The organism is Burkholderia sp. Bmkn7, from assembly GCF_041103175.1.
In the GTDB taxonomy this organism is placed as follows: domain Bacteria; phylum Pseudomonadota; class Gammaproteobacteria; order Burkholderiales; family Burkholderiaceae; genus Burkholderia; species Burkholderia cepacia.
Genome location: NZ_JBGCUH010000002.1, coordinates 77,283 through 93,573 on the forward strand (window position 1 = coordinate 77,283; position 16,291 = coordinate 93,573).

Here is a 16,291-nt window from a genome sequence, read left to right on the forward strand (position 1 = left end):
TATCCTCAAGCATCCGAAGCCGGTACGCTCTGGGCCGGCACGCCGTAGCCGGCCGAGTCCTTGCCGGCGACGTGGATCTTGCCGCCTGCCAGCGTACGCAACACGACGTAGAACACCGGCGTCAGCATCAGCCCGAACAGCGTCACGCCGAGCATCCCGAAGAACACCGCGACACCCATCGCATGGCGCATTTCCGAACCGGCCCCCGTCGACGTGACGAGCGGCACGACGCCCATGATGAACGCGATCGACGTCATCAGAATCGGGCGCAGCCGCAGCCGGCTCGCCTCGATCGCGGCCTCGAGCGGTGTCCTGCCGTCGTGTTCGAGCTCGCGTGCGAATTCGACGATCAGGATCGCGTTCTTCGCCGACAGCCCCACCAGCACCATCAAGCCGATCTGCGTGAAGATGTTGTTGTCGCCCTGCGTGAGCCACACGCCCGTCAGCGCAGACAGAATGCTCATCGGCACGATCAGGATCACCGCGAGCGGCAGCGTCAGGCTTTCATACAGCGCGGCGAGCACGAGGAACACGAGCAGCACGCTGATCGGGAACACATACATCGCCGAATCGCCGGCAAGGATCTGCTGGTACGTGAGGTCGGTCCATTCGAACCGCACGCCGCGCGGCAGCGTTTCATGCGCGATGCGCTCGATCGCCGCCTGCGCCTGACCCGACGAGAAGCCCGGTGCCGGGCCGCCGTTGATGTCGGCCGCCGTGTAGCCGTTGTAGCGCACGACCATTTCGGGGCCGAACGTCGGCGTCACCGTGACCAGCGACGACAGCGGCACCATCTCGCCCTTGTCGTTGCGCGTCTTCAACTGCAGGATGTCGTCCGCACGCTGGCGGAACGGCGCATCGGCCTGCACGCGCACCTGGTACACGCGCCCGAAGCGGTTGAAGTCGTTCACGTACAGCGAGCCGAGATACACCTGCATCGTGTTGAACACGTCGGTCACCGGCACGCCGAGCTGCTTCGCCTTCACGCGGTCGAGATCGACGTTGAGCTGCGGCACGTTGATCTGGTAGCTCGTGAACAACGGGCCGAGTTCCGGCGCCTGCTGCGCGCGCTTGATGAAGTCGTTGGTCGCATCCGCAAGCCGCGCATAGCCGACCGCGCCGCGATCCTCGATCTGCATCTTGAACCCGCCGAGCGTGCCGAGGCCGAGCACCGGCGGCGGCGGGAACACCGCGACGAACGAGTCCTTCATCGCGCTGTACTGCTGGTTCAGCGCACCCGCGATCGCGCCCGCCGACAGCGCCTTGCCATGCCGTTCCGAGAACGGCTTCAGCGTGACGAACACGATGCCCGCGCTCGAGCTGTTCGTGAAGCCGTTCACCGACAGCCCCGGGAACGCGACCGCGCTCTCGACGCCCGGCTGCTTCAGCGCGATCGAGCCCATGTCGCGGATCACCTTCTCGGTGCGGTCGAGCGACGCCCCGTTCGGCAGCTGTGCGAACGCGATCAGGTATTCCTTGTCCTGCGCGGGCACGAAGCCGCCCGGCACGACCTTCGACACCAGCACGGTCGCGCCCACCAGCACGAGATACACGCCGAGCATCAGCGTCTTGCGCGACAGCACGCCGCGCACGCCGCGGCCGTAGTTCTCCGCGCCGCGATGGAACACCTTGTTGAAGCCGCGGAAGAAGCCGCCGAGCACGCGGTTCATCACGCGCGTGAGCCAGTCTTCCTTGTCGCCATGCCCCTTCAGCAGGATCGCGGACAGCGCCGGCGACAGCGTCAGCGAGTTGAACGCCGAGATCACCGTCGAGATCGCGATGGTCATCGCGAACTGCTTGTAGAACTGACCGGTCAGGCCCGACATGAACGCGAGCGGCACGAACACGGCGACGAGCGTCAGCGCGATCGCGATGATCGGCCCGCTCACTTCCTGCATCGCCTTGTAGGTCGCCTGCCGCGCGTTCATCCCGCTTTCGATGTTGCGCTCGACGTTCTCGACCACCACGATCGCATCGTCGACCACGATCCCGATCGCGAGCACCATCCCGAACAATGACAGCGCATTGATCGAATACCCGAATGCGAGCAGCAGCGAGAACGTGCCGATGATCGACACCGGCACCGCGATCAGCGGAATCAGCGACGCGCGCCAGGTCTGCAGGAACACGATCACGACGATCACGACCAGCGCGATTGCTTCGAGCAGCGTATGCACGACGGCCTTGATCGACGAACGCACGAACTGCGTCGGGTCATAGACGATCTTGTAGTCGACGCCCGCCGGCATGTCCTGCTTCAGCTCGGCCATCGTCTTGCGCACTTCGTCCGAGATCTGCAGCGAGTTCGCGCCCGGCGACTGGTTGATCGCCATCGCGACGGCCGGCTTGTTGTCGAGCAGCGAACGCAGCCCGTATTCGGATGCGTCGAGCTCGATCCGCGCGATGTCGCGCAGGTGCGTGACGCCGCCGTCCGGCGTCGTCTTCACGACGATGTCGCCGAACTCGTCTTCCGTCTGCAGACGGCCGCGCGCGTTCACCGACAGCTGCAGCGGCGTGCCGGGCAGCGACGGCGACGCACCGATCACGCCGGCCGCGACCTGTACGTTCTGCTCGCGGATCGCCTGCACGACGTCCTCGGCCGACAGCCCGCGCTGCGCGACCTTCTGCGGATCGAGCCATACGCGCATCGCGTAGTCGCCCGAACCCCACAGCTGCACCTGGCCGACGCCCTGGATCCGCGACAGGCGATCCTTCACGTTGATCAGCGCGTAGTTGCGCAGGTAGGTCATGTCGTAGCGGTTGTCCGGCGAGATCAGGTGGACCACCATCGTCAGCGTCGGCGAGCTCTTCACCGTCGTGATGCCTAGCCGCTGCACGTCTTCCGGCAGGCGCGGCAGCGCCTGGTTCACGCGGTTCTGCACGAGCTGCGTGGCCTTGTCCGGATCGGTGCCGAGCTTGAACGTGACGGTGATCGTCATGTTGCCGTCGCTGTTCGCCTGCGACTGCATGTAGAGCATGTCCTCGACGCCGTTGATCTGTTCTTCAAGCGGCGACGCGACCGTCTCGGCGATCACTTTCGGGTTCGCGCCCGGATACTGCGCCTTCACGATCACGGAAGGCGGCACGACTTCCGGATATTCCGAGATCGGCAGCAGGAACATCGCGATCACCCCGCCGAGCAGGATGATCACCGATAGGACTCCTGCGAAGATCGGCCGGTCGATAAAGAATTTTGAAATGTTCATGTGTGGCTCTGTCTGGTTGAACGCGGATGCGAAGCGGCGGGCCGCTTACGAATCCGCCTTCGCCGGGGCGGCCGGCTTCGCGTTGTCCGCCAGCGGCGCGGACGGCGCGTCACCGCCCGTCATCGGGACCATGTGCGGCTTCACCTGTTCGCCGGGGCGCACGCGCTGCGTGCCGTTCACGACCACGCGATCGCCTGCCGCGAGGCCGCTCACGATCACGCGCCGGTTGCCGTGCTGCAGCCCCTGCTGCACTTCCCGGTACGACACGCGGCCCTGCTGGTCGACGACGAACACGAACTTCTTGTCCTGGTCGGTGTTGATCGCCGCGTCGTCGACGAGCAGCGCCTCGTGCGGCGCGCTGCCGCCCACCTTCACGCGTGCGTACAAGCCCGGGACGAGCGCACCGTCCGCATTGTCGAAGCGCGCTCGCACGCGGATCGTGCCCGACGACGTGTCGAGCCGGTTGTCGACCGAGTCGATCTCGCCGCTGCGCGAGTAGCCGGTTTCGTTCGCGAGGCCGAGCTCGACCGGCACCTTGCGGCCGTTGCGCGCGCCGTTGATGTATTGCAGGTAGGTCTGTTCGTCTGCGTCGAACGATGCGTAGATCGGCGACACCGACACCAGCGTGGTGAGCGGCGCGGCCGACGCACCGGCCGACACGACGTTGCCGAGCGTGATTTCCGCACGCGACACGCGGCCCGACACCGGCGCGGTGATCCGCGTATAGCCGAGATTGATGCGCGCCGTTTCGAGCGCGGCTTCGGCGGCCTTCAGGTTCGCGGCCGCTTCGCGCGCCGCGTTCTGCTTCTCGTCGTAATCGCGCTTCGCGATCGCGTTGTCGCCGATCAGCCGCTGTGCGCGCTGCCAGTCGGTCTGCGCGTAACCGTTGCGCGCTTGCGCGGCCGCGAGCTGCGCGGCCGCGCGATCGGTTTCGGCCTGGTACGGGCGCGGGTCGATCACGAACAGCACGTCGCCCTTCTTCACGAGCGCGCCGTCCTTGAAGTTCACCGCGACGATCGTGCCCGACACCTGCGGGCGCACGTCGACTTTCTCGACCGCTTCGAGACGGCCCGAATAACTCTGCCAGTCGGTGACGGTCTGCGGTACGACGGTCGCAACGTCGACTTCGGGCAGCGGTGCAGCCGCTTTCTCGGGCGCGTTCGCGTTCACGCGCATCGCGCCGAACGTTCCGAGGCCGACGACGGCAAGCGTCACGATCGCCGCTGTCGCGATTCGGGAACGGGAGGTGCGTAGGATGGCCATGTGGATCTCCAGGTAAGCGTGGATTGGTTCTGGTTATTCGGAACGGTTGGGCTGGCGCGCCTGGAAGCGGCACTGGAAGAAGCGCACGGCTTCCTCGAAGGCGGCTTCATGCGTCGCGAGCGCGGCGTGCGTGATGTCCGGATAGCGGATCACCTGCGTGAGCACGCCCGACGAGATCAGGCAGCCCGCATATTTCTCCGCCTCGACGTGCAGCACGTCGTTCTGCGCGGTGACGACGAGCGTCGGCGGCAGCCCCGCGAGGCGCACCGATTCGAGCGGTGCCGCATACGGGTGCATGCGTTGCGCGGCCTGCGGCAGATACGCGCGATAACAGGCCGCGCATTCGCGCGCGGTGATGTCGGACGCGAGGCGCTCGGCGTCGCCGATGCGCGTCATGCTCGGGTCGAGCATCGGCCCGAACAGCGCCTGCGCGGCGATCGACACTTCGCCGCGATCGCGCGCGATGAACGCGAGGCAGTTCGCGAGCTGGCCGCCCGCGTCGTGACCCGCGACACCGATCTTCTTCGGGTTGCCGCCGAACGCGCGGGCGCGCGTCGCGGCCCACACGGCGGCGCGATACGCATCCTCCGGCGCGGCCGGAAAGGGAAAGGCCGGCGCGAGCGAATAGTCGACCGACACTACGAGAGCTGGTAAGCGTTCTGCTAAAAAGCGCGCGGCGAAATCGGCGTCTTCGAGCGAACCGCGCACGAAACCGCCGCCGTGGAAATAAAGCACTACCGGCAACCCGGTCTTGTCCGGGCGCCGGTACAGGCGCAGCACGATGTCCTGCGCGTAGCCGGGAATTTCCACTTCGGCGACCGTCAGCGCCGCGCCCGCCGTGGCTTGGGCGGGCAACGCGGCCTTCAGGAATTTGCTGAATTCAGAAGCGTCCATGACGATGCAGCATCCATTTCGAGATGGAACGAATTCTGGGTCCGGCAGACATTGGGATAAATGCCTATAATCCGGCAACACAATTCAACGCCCCCGAACAATCCGAGGCTGCGTTTACCCACGAGGTAGCGCAGCCTCTTTGTTCCGGTGGCAAATTAGATTGCGGAGGTTGTGATGGACCGGCTTCAGGCCATGCAGGTGTTTACTCGCGTCGTCGATACAAGCAGCTTCACCAAGGCAGCAGAAACGCTCAGCCTGCCGCGGGCGTCCGTCACGACGATCATCCAGAATCTCGAAGCATTCCTCGGTGTGCGGCTGATGCACCGGACCACGCGCCGGCTGTCGCTCACGCCGGACGGCGCCGCGTACTACGAACGATGCGTGCGGATCCTCGCGGACGTCGAGGAAACCGAGGCGAGCTTCCAGGCGAACAACCGGAAGCCGCACGGAAAGTTGCGTATCGACATGCCGGGCTCGATCGGGCGGCTGCTCGTGATTCCGTCGCTGTGCGAATTTCATACGCGCTACCCGGACATCGACCTGCAGCTCGGCCTGTCCGACCGGCCGGTCGACCTGCTGCAGGAAGGGGTCGATTGCGTGATCCGCGTTGGTGCATTGCAGGACTCGTCGCTCGTCGCGCGCCGGGTCGGCCTGTTCGAATGCGTGACGGTCGCGTCGCCCGACTATCTCGAGCGTCACGGCGAGCCGAAGACGATCGACGACCTGAGCCAGCACAAGGCCGTCAACTACTTCTCGAGCCGCACCGGCCGCACGATCGACTGGACGTTCCTGACCGACGGCCAGGAAGTCGAGATGAAGATGGAGGGCATCGTGTCGGTGAACGATGCCGATGCGTACGTGACTTGCGGGATCGAAGGCTTCGGGCTGATCCAGCCGCCGCTCTTCATGGTGCTGCCGCATCTGCGCGAAGGCCGGCTCAAGGAAGTGCTGCCCGGCGTCAAGCCGCTGCCGATGCCGATCTCCGTCGTGTATCCGCACAGCCGCCATCTGTCGCCGAAAGTGCGCGTCTTCGTCGACTGGATCGCCGAGGTGTTCGACCGTTGCCCGCTGCTGAGCGGCAAGGGCAGCCTCGACGCGACGTGCAGCAAGCGCACGTTCGAGGAAGCCGAACGCGCGCCGGTGCTCGACACGCCGGTCATCAACGAGTGGGTCGCGTAAGTGGCTGAACTGCCCGGCTGACCGGATCGTCAGAACCACGTGACCGAACTGCGCCGCTGAACCGCACGCGCGGGCTGCAAGGCCCGCGCGGCGTCCCGCCTCCGCGCCACGTCCCCGTACGGCGCGCCAGATCCTTCCCGAATCCGCAGCAAACCTTTGTGCAAGGCGACGCAATCGTGCGCCTGCGTCGTTGCGCGCAGCCGTCGCCCCCGTGCGAGGCCCGCTGCAAGCGGGTTCCACCGATTTCCGCATAACCCTGTCAGGTGTACGGATGTCGATTGTTCCACTGACACGACAATTCAATTCGCATCTGCCGCATTTATCGCGACGGAACAGATACCTAGAGTAAACCCTGTCGCGCACCTCGTTGCGCACCGAACAGATCCCGCTTGATGGGACCGGAGTCAGCGCTCAGGCGCCAACTCCGAAAGACAGGAGTTAGCCATGAACCGCCGCCATCTTCTCTCCGCCCTGGCCCTCACGCTCGCCGTGTCCGCTCCGGCCTTCGCCGATTCGGGCACGCCGCACGCCGGCGACTACGGCAACACGTCGTGGTACTCGCAGCACAACGGCCCGCGCACGCGCGCCGAAGTGAGCGCGGAAGTCGAGCAGGCCCGCAAGGACGGCACGCTCGCGTACCTGCGCAAGGCGAATTCGTACCCGCAAGGGCTCGAACTCGCGCAAGGCCCGTACCGCTCGTTGCCGGAAAGCAACCAGCTCGCCGGCGGAGGCCGGTAAACGCGCAACGCCGCGCAGCGGGGTGCCCCGTGCGCGGCGTCGCGACACACCTATCGACGATTCGCTGAGTCAGTTAGTTGCAGGAGCACATGATGAACGACCAACTTCCTTCGCCGCTCGACCATTGGGACGACACCACGCCGGTGTGGACGCCTTTCCGTTCGGCCCCGCACTCGCATTGACCACCGACCGAGCCGTCGCCTGACGCTCAACGGCGCGGCACCCCGTCGCGCCACTCGCCCCAGTGCGTCACGATGTCCTGCACGAGCGGGTTGCCCGCGCGATACAGGTTTTCGGTCGCGGGGGCGAAGCCGCCCTGGTCCGCGTAGTTCAGCAGGTTGTCCGCACTCGTCTGCCCCGCATACGGCCGGTCGAAATCGGAGCCGGTACGCAGCACCGCGACGCGCGACAGGTCGACCCGCTTCACGCTCGCCGCACGCTTGAGCGCTTCATACGTCGCGTTGTCTTCCTGTGCGGTCATGCAGTACGTGCCCTTGCCGTCGGTCAGGATCTTCGTCCACTGGCGCGCCCGCTCGCCGATCAGCGTGCCCGAGAACCACGTGTTGCCTGATGACGTATCGCACTGGATCACCGTCGGCGGCCGGTTCGCCGGCGCATACGTGAACTTCGCGCGCGCGGCCTGCGCCTGCGCGCTGTCGGCGAGCACGACGTTGCGCGACAGCGCGACCGCGGCGTCGGTGAGCTGCGGGTTGAGCTGGAACACCTCGGTACGGTAGTCGAGCGGCGGCTTGTCGTTCGGGCTCTTCGTGTTGATGCCGAGAAAGCCGGTATTCCAGCCGGCCGGAATCTCGCGTGCATCGAGCTCCCACTGCAGGCTGAAATCGACGAGGTACTTCGACCACGCAGCCGAGCCGACCGTGCCTTGCGCGGGGTCGACGCCCGCGATGCCGGAGATCAGGAAATACGTGCGGCGCAGATCGAAGCGCTGCGAGAACGTGAGCGCCATGATCGTCGCCGACGCGTTCGCATAACCCATGCCGGTCGTGACCACGCACACGTCCTGCTTGTTGCAGTGGACGTTCGGGTAGTCCGGCGACAGGCCCGGCACGGCGATGTCGCGCCACGGGCCGAGCCGGTCGAGCCAGGCCTGGCCCTCCGGCCCGAACATCGTGATGATCATGACCTTGACCGGGCGGCCCTGTGCACCGGTCTCGGCGAATGCATTGTTGCCCTGGTTGTCCTGCGCGATCGACGGCGCGGTTGCACAGGCTGCGAGCGAGAATGCAGCGGCGGAAAGAATGGAGCGAGTCAGCATCGGCGTTCCTTGTTTCGATGATGTTGGGTGAGAACGGCTCTCGTAGACTGCGCGACGGAGTATAGAACGGGCGTGCACGTTGCGGAACCCGACTACGAAACGACTCCCCGTGTTTCGTGCGACCGTGCGCGTGTTGCGCAATGTGATGTGCGTCGTCGGTTTCGCACCGTCGCCGTGCATGACAACCATCAGGAATGCTATCGGGTTGGCAGGAACGAACGCCTGCCGACATGCCGCTGCGTATCGCACCCGTCGACATCGATTTCGGCCGGCTCCCCGAACCGCTACACGCGCACGAGCCCCGCGATGCCGTAACCGAGCACGACCAGCGCGGCGACCAGATGGCTCGCCGCGAGCCACCCGGGCGATTTCACGATGCGCCCGATCATGCTGCCGCCGAACGCGAACACCAGCTGCCCCGCGAGGCTGCCGGCGAACACGCACGCGGCGCCAAGCAGCCAGTGGCGATGCGCACCGGCGGCAGCCGTCGCATAGCCATAGAACAGCAGGATAGTGAGCGGATTCGCGAGCGTGACGAAGAACATCGATGTGAACGGGCGCGTGCCCGGCGGCCGCGCATCGCCGTCGAGCGTGCGGCGCCGATCCCGCAGCGCCTGCCACAGCATCCGCGTGCCCATTGCGAGCAACACGAGCGCACCAACGACACGAAACAGCGACAGATGCGCCGCGAGCGTGCTCGCCAGCATCGCGCCGAGCGTGAACGCGACGACCGCGTAGCAGCCGTCGGCCGTCGCGACACCCACCGCCGCGCGCACGCCGCTTGCGGTGCCGGCGCGCATCCCGTAGTTCGCGATCATCAGCGCAACGGGCCCGACCGACAGCGCGATCATCAGCCCGAACAGGAAATCGTTCATCGGTCGTCGATGCCTTCGATGGAAGGCACCGATTCTAGCGAACGCAAAAATCTCCGCTGCGGCGATTCGGCGTCACGCGACATCGACGCGCGCAGGCCCGTCCACCATCTCGCCGATCACGCCCGCGCGGTCGAAGCCGTCGGCACGGAAGCATGCGAGCACGTCGTCGACGGCCTCGGGCGCGCACGCGACCAGCAGGCCGCCCGACGTCTGCGGGTCGGTCAGCAGCGCCTGCGCGACGGGCGGCAGCGTGTCGGCCAGTCGAACGTCCGCGCCGTACGCGGCCCAGTTGCGGCCCGACGCGCCGGTGAACACGCCGTCGGCCACGAACGCCTCGACGCCCGCGAGCCACGGCAGCGACGCGTAGTGCACGCGCGCGGTGAGGTGCGCGCCACGTGCGAGCTCGAGCGTGTGACCGAGCAGCCCGAAGCCCGTGACGTCGGTCAGCGCATGCACGCCCGGCAGCGCGGCGAGGTCGGCGCCCGGACGGTTCAGCTTGGTGGTCGTCGCGACCATCTGCGCGTAACCCGCGGCATCGAGCTGGTTCTTTTTCAGCGCGGCCGACAGCACGCCGACGCCGAGCGGCTTGCCGAGCACGAGCACGTCGCCCGCACCCGCGGCCGCGTTGCGCTTCACGCGCGACGGATGCACGACGCCGATCGCCGCGAGCCCGTAGATCGGCTCGACCGAATCGATCGAATGGCCGCCCGCCACCGGAATGCCGGCGTCCGCGCACACCGATTCGCCGCCGCGCAGCACGGCCGCGATCGTCTCGTGCGGCAGCACGTTGATCGGCATCCCGACCAGCGCGAGCGCGAGGATCGGCTTGCCGCCCATCGCATACACGTCGGACAGAGCGTTGGTCGCGGCGATGCGGCCGAAGTCGAACGGATCGTCGACGATCGGCATGAAGAAGTCGGTGGTCGCGACGATCGCCTGCTCGTCGTTGAGACGGTAGACGGCCGCGTCGTCGGACGTCTCGGTACCGACCAGCAGATCCGGGAACAGCGCGGGCGGCGTCGCGCGCTTCAGCAGCTCGGACAGCACGCCCGGCGCAATCTTGCAGCCGCAGCCGCCGCCGTGCGACAGGCTCGTGAGGCGCGGAACGGCAGGCTGGGCTTGGGTGGCTTCGGTCATCGTCGGCATCCGGTGAATAACAACACGACATTATCGACAATTCCGTGCGAGTGCGCCCGATACCCACATAATGGCGGCGCACTCCCCGCTCCCGCTGCCGCCCGCACCTTCGTCCATGGATCACCTCTTCATCGGCCTCGTGCTGTGCTCCGCGTTGCTGCATGCCATCTGGAATGCCTTCCTCCACGTCAGCGAAGACCGGCTCGTACAGCTCGGCACGATGTCGCTGCCCTATTTCGCGATCGGCATCGCCGGCGTCGTGCTGCTGCCCGCGCCGGCACCCGCCGCGTGGCCGTATATCGTCGCGTCGGCCGCGCTCGAGGTCGCGTACTGCTTCACGCTGGCGCGCGCCTATCGCAGCGGCGAGTTCGGGCAGATCAATCCGATCGCGCGCGGGATCTCGCCGCTGCTCGTGTCGGTGCTCGCGCTCGCCTTTCTCCACGAACAGCCGACCCCGTTCGGCTTCGCGGGCATCGCGCTCGTGTCGTTCGGCATCATGTCGCTCGCGCTGCGGCGCGGCTTCCGGTTCTCCGGTGAAGGCGTGCCGTTTGCGCTGCTCACGGGCGTGTTCATCGCCGCGTATTCGATCTGCGACGGCATCGGTTCGCGCGTGTCCGGCAGTGCGCTCGGCTACATCGCGTGGGTGTACGTGCTGTGGAGCGTGCCGCAGTTCGTGCTGGTCTGCGCGGTACGTGGCGGCCCGCGCGCGGTACTCGCCTCGCGCACGGCGCTCACGCAGGGCGCGATCGCCGGCACGATCTCGCTCGCCGCTTACGGGATCGTGATCCTCGCGTACCGGTACCTGCCGGTCGGGACGGTGTCGGCGCTGCGGGAAACGAGTTCGATCTTCGCGGTCGCGATCGGCTGGCTCGTGATGCGCGAGCGGCCCGGCGCGCAGCGGCTTGCCGCGTGCGCGCTGGTGGTCGTGGGCGCGGCACTGATCCGCCTGTAGGCGGCGCGCGCGACACGCGTTCGTCTGCAGGTTGTGCGATCCGCCAGGCGTCAAACCGCGACCGCCACCCCGCCGAATGCCCGCTCGTCGATCGCCTCGGCGAGCGTCGCGAACGCCGTCGCGATCTCGTCCTCCGGCACGCACGCATAACCGAGCAGCAACCCCGACGCCGCGCGTTCGCGGTCCGCGTAATAACCCGACAACGGTCGCACGACGATATTGCGTTCGAGCGCGGCCTGCGCGACCGCACGATCGTCGACGCCTTCCGGCAACTGCGTGACCAGATGCAGCCCGGCATCGCTGCCGAGCGCGTGCAGCGTGTCGCCATAGCGTTGCGCGACCGCGTCGAGCAGCACCTCGCGGCGCTGTCCGTACAGCGTGCGCATCTTGCGGATATGCGACACGAAGTGCCCTTCCGCGATGAATTCGGCAAGCACCGCCTGCTGCAGCAACTGCCCTTCGCGGTACAACTCGGCGCTCGCGGTCGCGAAACTCTCCGCGAGCGGCTCGGGCGCGACCAGGTAGCCGACCCGCAGCCCCGGGAACAGCGTCTTGCCGAAACTGCCGACGTAGATCACCTGCCCGGCCGTGTCGAGCCCCTGCAGCGACGCAAGCGGGCGGCTGCCGTAGCGGAATTCGCTGTCGTAGTCGTCCTCGATGATCCAGCAACCGTGCTGGCGTGCGTATTCGAGCAGCATCCGCCGCCGCGCGAGGCTCATCACCATCCCGAGCGGATACTGGTGCGACGGCGTGACGAGCATCAGCTTCGGCGGTTCGGCGAGATCGGCCGCCGACGGGGCGATGCCTTCGTCGTCGACCGGGATCGGCCGCGTCGTCAGCCCCGACACGTTCAGCACGCTGCGCACGCCCCAGTAGCACGGGTCCTCGGTCCAGATCGCGTCGCCCGGGTCGGTCAGCAGCCGTACCGCGAGGTCGATCGACTGGTGGATGCCGGTCGTAATCACGATCTGCTCGGGCGTGCAGCGCACCGAGCGCGACGTGCGCAGGTAATCGGCCAGCGCCTCGCGCAGCAGTGCGAGCCCGCCGCCCGGCGCGTAGGTCAGCAGGTCGGGGCGCAGCCGCCGCCAGTATTTGTTGTGCAGCCGCGTCCATACGCGCGCGGGAAAGCGCGACACATCGGGCACGCCCGGCATGAACGCGCCGCCCTGCCGTTTCGACACGCCGGCCCCTTCGACGAGCCGCGTGCCGCGTGCCGACAGCCGCCGCGCGGACGGCTGCACGAACGCCGGGTGGGTAGCGGCCGCGTCGGGCGGTGCTCCGACGATCTCGTCGGGCGCGCTGTCGGCCACGAACGTACCGCGGCCGGTTGCCGAGTTCACATAACCTTCGAGCGCAAGCTGTTCGTAAACCTGCGTGACCGTGTTGCGCGCGATCCCGAGTTCGGCCGCGAGGAGCCGCGACGACGGCACGCGCGTGCCGGCCGGCAGTTCACGCGACAGGATCGCCTGTTGCAGCAGCCGGTGAAGCTGCCGGTAGATCGGCTGTTCGCCGCCTCGCACGAGGCGCTGCGCCAGCCAGTCCGACAACACGCTCGCGCGCATGATTGGCTCCTGAATATTTATTGAAATGGCTCTGATTGCCAGAGCCAAATGTGATTATAGTCGCCTCCATGGGCTGTCGAAGCGCCCGATTTTCACCTCACCGGAAAGAACATCAAGGAGATGACCGTGAAGAATGCCGACCTGCAGGCCCGCAAGAACGCCGCCACCCCGCGCGGCGTCGGCGTGATGTGCGATTTCTACGCAGCCCGCGCCGAGAACGCGGAACTGTGGGATGTCGAAGGCCGCCGCTTCATCGATTTCGCCGCCGGCATCGCGGTGCTGAACACCGGCCACCGCCACCCGAAGATCGTCAAGGCGATCGCGGACCAGCTGAACAACTTCACGCACACCGCTTACCAGATCGTCCCGTACGCGTCGTACGTCGAGCTGGCCGAGAAGATCAACGCACGCGCGCCGGGCGATTTCCCGAAGAAGACCGCGTTCTTCACGACCGGCGCGGAAGCCGTCGAGAACGCGATCAAGATCGCACGCGCGGCCACCGGCCGTCCGGGCGTCATCGCCTTCTCGGGCGGTTTCCACGGCCGCACGATGATGGGCATGGCGCTGACCGGCAAGGTCGCCCCGTACAAGCTGAACTTCGGCCCGTTCCCGGGCGACGTGTTCCACGCGCCGTACCCGAACGCCGTGCACGGCGTGACGACGGCCGACTCGATCAAGGCGATCGAGATGCTGTTCAAGGCCGACATCGATCCGAAGCGCGTGGCCGCGATCATCTTCGAACCGGTCCAGGGCGAAGGCGGCTTCAACCCGGCGCCGGCCGAATTCGTGCGCGCGCTGCGCAAGATCTGTAACGAACACGGCATCCTGCTGATCGCCGACGAAGTGCAGACGGGCTTCGCGCGTACCGGCAAGCTGTTCGCGATGCAGCACTACGACGTGCTGGCCGACCTGATCACGATGGCGAAGAGCCTCGCGGGCGGCATGCCGCTGTCGGGCGTCGTCGGCCGTGCCGACCTGATGGACGCGGCAGCGCCCGGCGGCCTCGGCGGCACGTATGCGGGCAACCCGCTGGCCGTCGCATCGGCGCATGCCGTGCTCGAGATCATCGACGAAGAGAAGCTGTGCGAGCGTGCCACGCAACTCGGCGACGTGCTGAAGGCGAAGCTGAACGCGCTGCAGGCCGACGTGCCGCAGATCGCCGACGTGCGCGGCCCGGGCGCGATGATCGCGGTCGAGTTCCTGAAGCCGGGTTCGGGCGAGCCGGATGCGGAATTCACGAAGCGCGTGCAGGCACGTGCGCTCGAGCGCGGCCTGCTGCTGCTCGTGTGCGGCGTGTACTCGAACGTCGTGCGCTTCCTGTTCCCGCTGACGATCCCGCAGGCCGTGTTCGACGAAGCGCTCGTGATCCTCGAGGAAGTGCTGAAGGAAACGGTCGGCGTGCCGGCCTGAGTTCCTGCCTTCTGAATGCGCCGCCGCCGTCGTCAAGACGGCGGCGGCCTTTTTATCCGTCATCTTCAAAGCAGGCGATTCATATGAGCACTGTTCAGGAAACCCTGGCACTGAAAGATCCGTCGCTGTTCCGCCAGCAGGCGTACGTCAACGGCGAATGGCAAGGCGCGACGAACGGCGAGACGTTCGAAGTCCGCAACCCGGCGACGGGCGGCCTGCTCGGCACGGTGCCGGCGATGGGCACGGCCGAGACGCGTCACGCGATCGAAGCCGCGAACGCCGCATGGCCGGCGTGGCGCAAGAAGACCGCGAAGGAACGCGCGGTCATCCTGCGCAAGTGGCACGACCTGATGATGGAAAACGCCGACGACCTCGCGCTGATCCTGACGACCGAGCAGGGCAAGTCGCTGGCCGAAGCGAAGGGCGAGATCGGCTATGCCGCATCGTTCCTCGAATGGTTCGCGGAAGAAGGCAAGCGCGTGTATGGCGACACGATCCCGACGCCGGCGAGCGACAAGCGCATCGTCGTGACGAAGGAAGCGATCGGCGTGTGCGCGGCGATCACGCCGTGGAACTTCCCGGCGGCGATGATCACGCGCAAGGTCGGCCCGGCGCTCGCCGCGGGCTGTCCGATCGTCGTGAAGCCGGCCGAGGCGACGCCGTTCTCCGCGCTCGCGATGGCCGTGCTGGCCGAACGTGCGGGTGTGCCGGCCGGCGTGTTCAGCGTCGTCACGGGCGACCCGAAGGCGATCGGCGGCGAGCTGACGTCGAACCCGATCGTGCGCAAGCTGTCGTTCACCGGCTCGACGCCGGTCGGCCGCCTGCTGATGTCGCAATGCGCGGCGACGGTCAAGAAGGTGTCGCTGGAGCTTGGCGGCAACGCGCCGTTCATCGTGTTCGACGACGCCGATCTCGACGCGGCCGTGCAGGGCGCGATCGCATCGAAGTACCGCAACAGCGGCCAGACCTGCGTGTGCACGAACCGCTTCTACGTGCATGAAGCCGTGTACGACCAGTTCGCGCAGAAGCTCGCGGCTGCCGTCGGCCAGTTGAAGGTGGGCCGCGGCACCGAGCCGGGCGTCACGCAAGGCCCGCTGATCAACGAAGCAGCGGTGCTGAAGGTCGAGGCGCACATCGAGGACGCGCTCGCGAAGGGCGCGACCGTCGTGACGGGCGGCAAGCGCCACGCGCTGGGCCACGGCTTCTTCGAGCCGACCGTGCTGACGGGCGTCACGCCGGCGATGAAGGTCGCGAAGGAAGAGACGTTCGGGCCGCTCGCGCCGCTGTTCAAGTTCAGCAGCGACGACGAAGTGATCCGCCTCGCGAACGACACCGAGTTCGGCCTCGCCGCTTACTTCTACAGCCGCGACATCGGCCGCGTGTGGAAGGTCGCCGAAGCGCTCGAATACGGGATGGTCGGCGTAAACACGGGCCTGATCTCGAACGAAGTCGCACCGTTCGGTGGCGTGAAGCAATCGGGCCTCGGCCGCGAAGGCTCGCACTACGGCATCGACGACTACGTCGTGATCAAGTATCTCTGCCTCGCCGTCTGACGGTTCAGGGCCTGGCACCGCTTCGGTGACAGGCCCTGACCGCCCGGCCGGAACCGGGCGGTCCGACGCGGGCCGGCGTCCCTCTCCGTCGTGCCCGCGTCGCCTCGATACGCACGAGATCGCCACGCTCTGCGTACCCTGTTTCGATCGCTGTAACCGCCGATACGTCATATCGCGCGCGAATCTCGGTCAAGTCTCGTTTCCCATTTCAGTGAAAGCCGCTGGGTAGAGCGTTCCGCCTCGATG

Annotated in this window: 12 protein-coding genes; 5 read left to right on the plus strand and 7 right to left on the minus strand. The window is 66.9% G+C overall.

Annotated elements, in window-relative coordinates:
• Positions 1 to 5: 5 nt before the first annotated feature.
• Genes ceoB through AB3K92_RS06160 form a run of 3 tightly spaced genes read right to left on the minus strand, consistent with a single transcriptional unit; the run spans position 6 to position 5,363 of the window.
• Positions 6 to 3,206 (minus strand): multidrug efflux RND transporter permease subunit CeoB, encoded by a 3,201-nt coding sequence (gene ceoB, locus AB3K92_RS06150; RefSeq protein WP_369464669.1) that lies wholly within the window; start codon positions 3,204 to 3,206, stop codon positions 6 to 8.
• A 45-nt stretch (positions 3,207 to 3,251) separates the two neighbouring features.
• Positions 3,252 to 4,469, minus strand: a complete 1,218-nt coding sequence (gene ceoA / locus AB3K92_RS06155) for a multidrug efflux RND transporter periplasmic adaptor subunit CeoA (RefSeq protein WP_027790469.1) — start codon at positions 4,467 to 4,469, stop codon at positions 3,252 to 3,254.
• Between the two features lie 33 nt (positions 4,470 to 4,502).
• Positions 4,503 to 5,363: an alpha/beta hydrolase gene (locus tag AB3K92_RS06160; protein ID WP_021156405.1), complete on the minus strand. Its 861-nt coding sequence runs from the start codon at positions 5,361 to 5,363 to the stop codon at positions 4,503 to 4,505.
• Between the two features lie 174 nt (positions 5,364 to 5,537).
• On the opposite strand from AB3K92_RS06160, the gene ceoR reads away from it, so the two are divergent.
• Together ceoR and AB3K92_RS06170 are read left to right on the plus strand one after the other, a co-directional pair.
• A complete protein-coding gene (gene ceoR / locus AB3K92_RS06165) occupies positions 5,538 to 6,542 on the plus strand; it encodes a putative multidrug efflux transcriptional regulator CeoR (protein WP_021156406.1) in 1,005 nt (334 codons plus the stop codon).
• A gap of 444 nt (positions 6,543 to 6,986) precedes the next feature.
• The gene (locus AB3K92_RS06170; protein WP_042972716.1) at positions 6,987 to 7,280 is read left to right on the plus strand and encodes a DUF4148 domain-containing protein; all 294 of its coding nucleotides are present in this window, start codon (positions 6,987 to 6,989) and stop codon (positions 7,278 to 7,280) included.
• Positions 7,281 to 7,488: 208 nt separating this feature from the next.
• Here AB3K92_RS06170 and AB3K92_RS06175 read toward each other — a convergent pair whose 3' ends face one another.
• From AB3K92_RS06175 to selD, 3 genes are all read right to left on the minus strand, one after another.
• Positions 7,489 to 8,556 carry a purine nucleoside permease gene (locus AB3K92_RS06175; protein WP_124544771.1) on the minus strand — a complete coding sequence of 356 codons (1,068 nt, stop codon included), beginning with the start codon at positions 8,554 to 8,556 and terminating at the stop codon, positions 7,489 to 7,491.
• A gap of 284 nt (positions 8,557 to 8,840) precedes the next feature.
• Complete coding sequence (locus AB3K92_RS06180) at positions 8,841 to 9,431, minus strand: LysE family translocator (RefSeq protein WP_048023438.1); 591 nt, start codon at positions 9,429 to 9,431, stop codon at positions 8,841 to 8,843.
• Between the two features lie 72 nt (positions 9,432 to 9,503).
• Positions 9,504 to 10,568, minus strand: coding sequence for a selenide, water dikinase SelD (gene selD, locus AB3K92_RS06185; protein WP_369464670.1), 1,065 nt, complete (start codon positions 10,566 to 10,568; stop codon positions 9,504 to 9,506).
• Between the two features lie 115 nt (positions 10,569 to 10,683).
• Between selD and AB3K92_RS06190 the strand changes: the two genes are divergently transcribed.
• Positions 10,684 to 11,520: an EamA family transporter gene (locus AB3K92_RS06190; protein WP_369464671.1), complete on the plus strand. Its 837-nt coding sequence runs from the start codon at positions 10,684 to 10,686 to the stop codon at positions 11,518 to 11,520.
• A 50-nt stretch (positions 11,521 to 11,570) separates the two neighbouring features.
• On the opposite strand, the gene AB3K92_RS06195 is transcribed toward AB3K92_RS06190, so the two are convergent.
• Positions 11,571 to 13,082 (minus strand): PLP-dependent aminotransferase family protein, encoded by a 1,512-nt coding sequence (locus AB3K92_RS06195; RefSeq protein WP_060303192.1) that lies wholly within the window; start codon positions 13,080 to 13,082, stop codon positions 11,571 to 11,573.
• Between the two features lie 126 nt (positions 13,083 to 13,208).
• Between AB3K92_RS06195 and AB3K92_RS06200 the strand changes: the two genes are divergently transcribed.
• Positions 13,209 to 14,492, plus strand: a complete 1,284-nt coding sequence (locus AB3K92_RS06200) for a 4-aminobutyrate--2-oxoglutarate transaminase (protein WP_021156412.1) — start codon at positions 13,209 to 13,211, stop codon at positions 14,490 to 14,492.
• 83 nt (positions 14,493 to 14,575) lie between these two features.
• A complete protein-coding gene (gabD, locus tag AB3K92_RS06205; RefSeq protein WP_060050960.1) occupies positions 14,576 to 16,045 on the plus strand; it encodes an NADP-dependent succinate-semialdehyde dehydrogenase in 1,470 nt (489 codons plus the stop codon).
• Positions 16,046 to 16,291 lie beyond the last annotated feature (246 nt).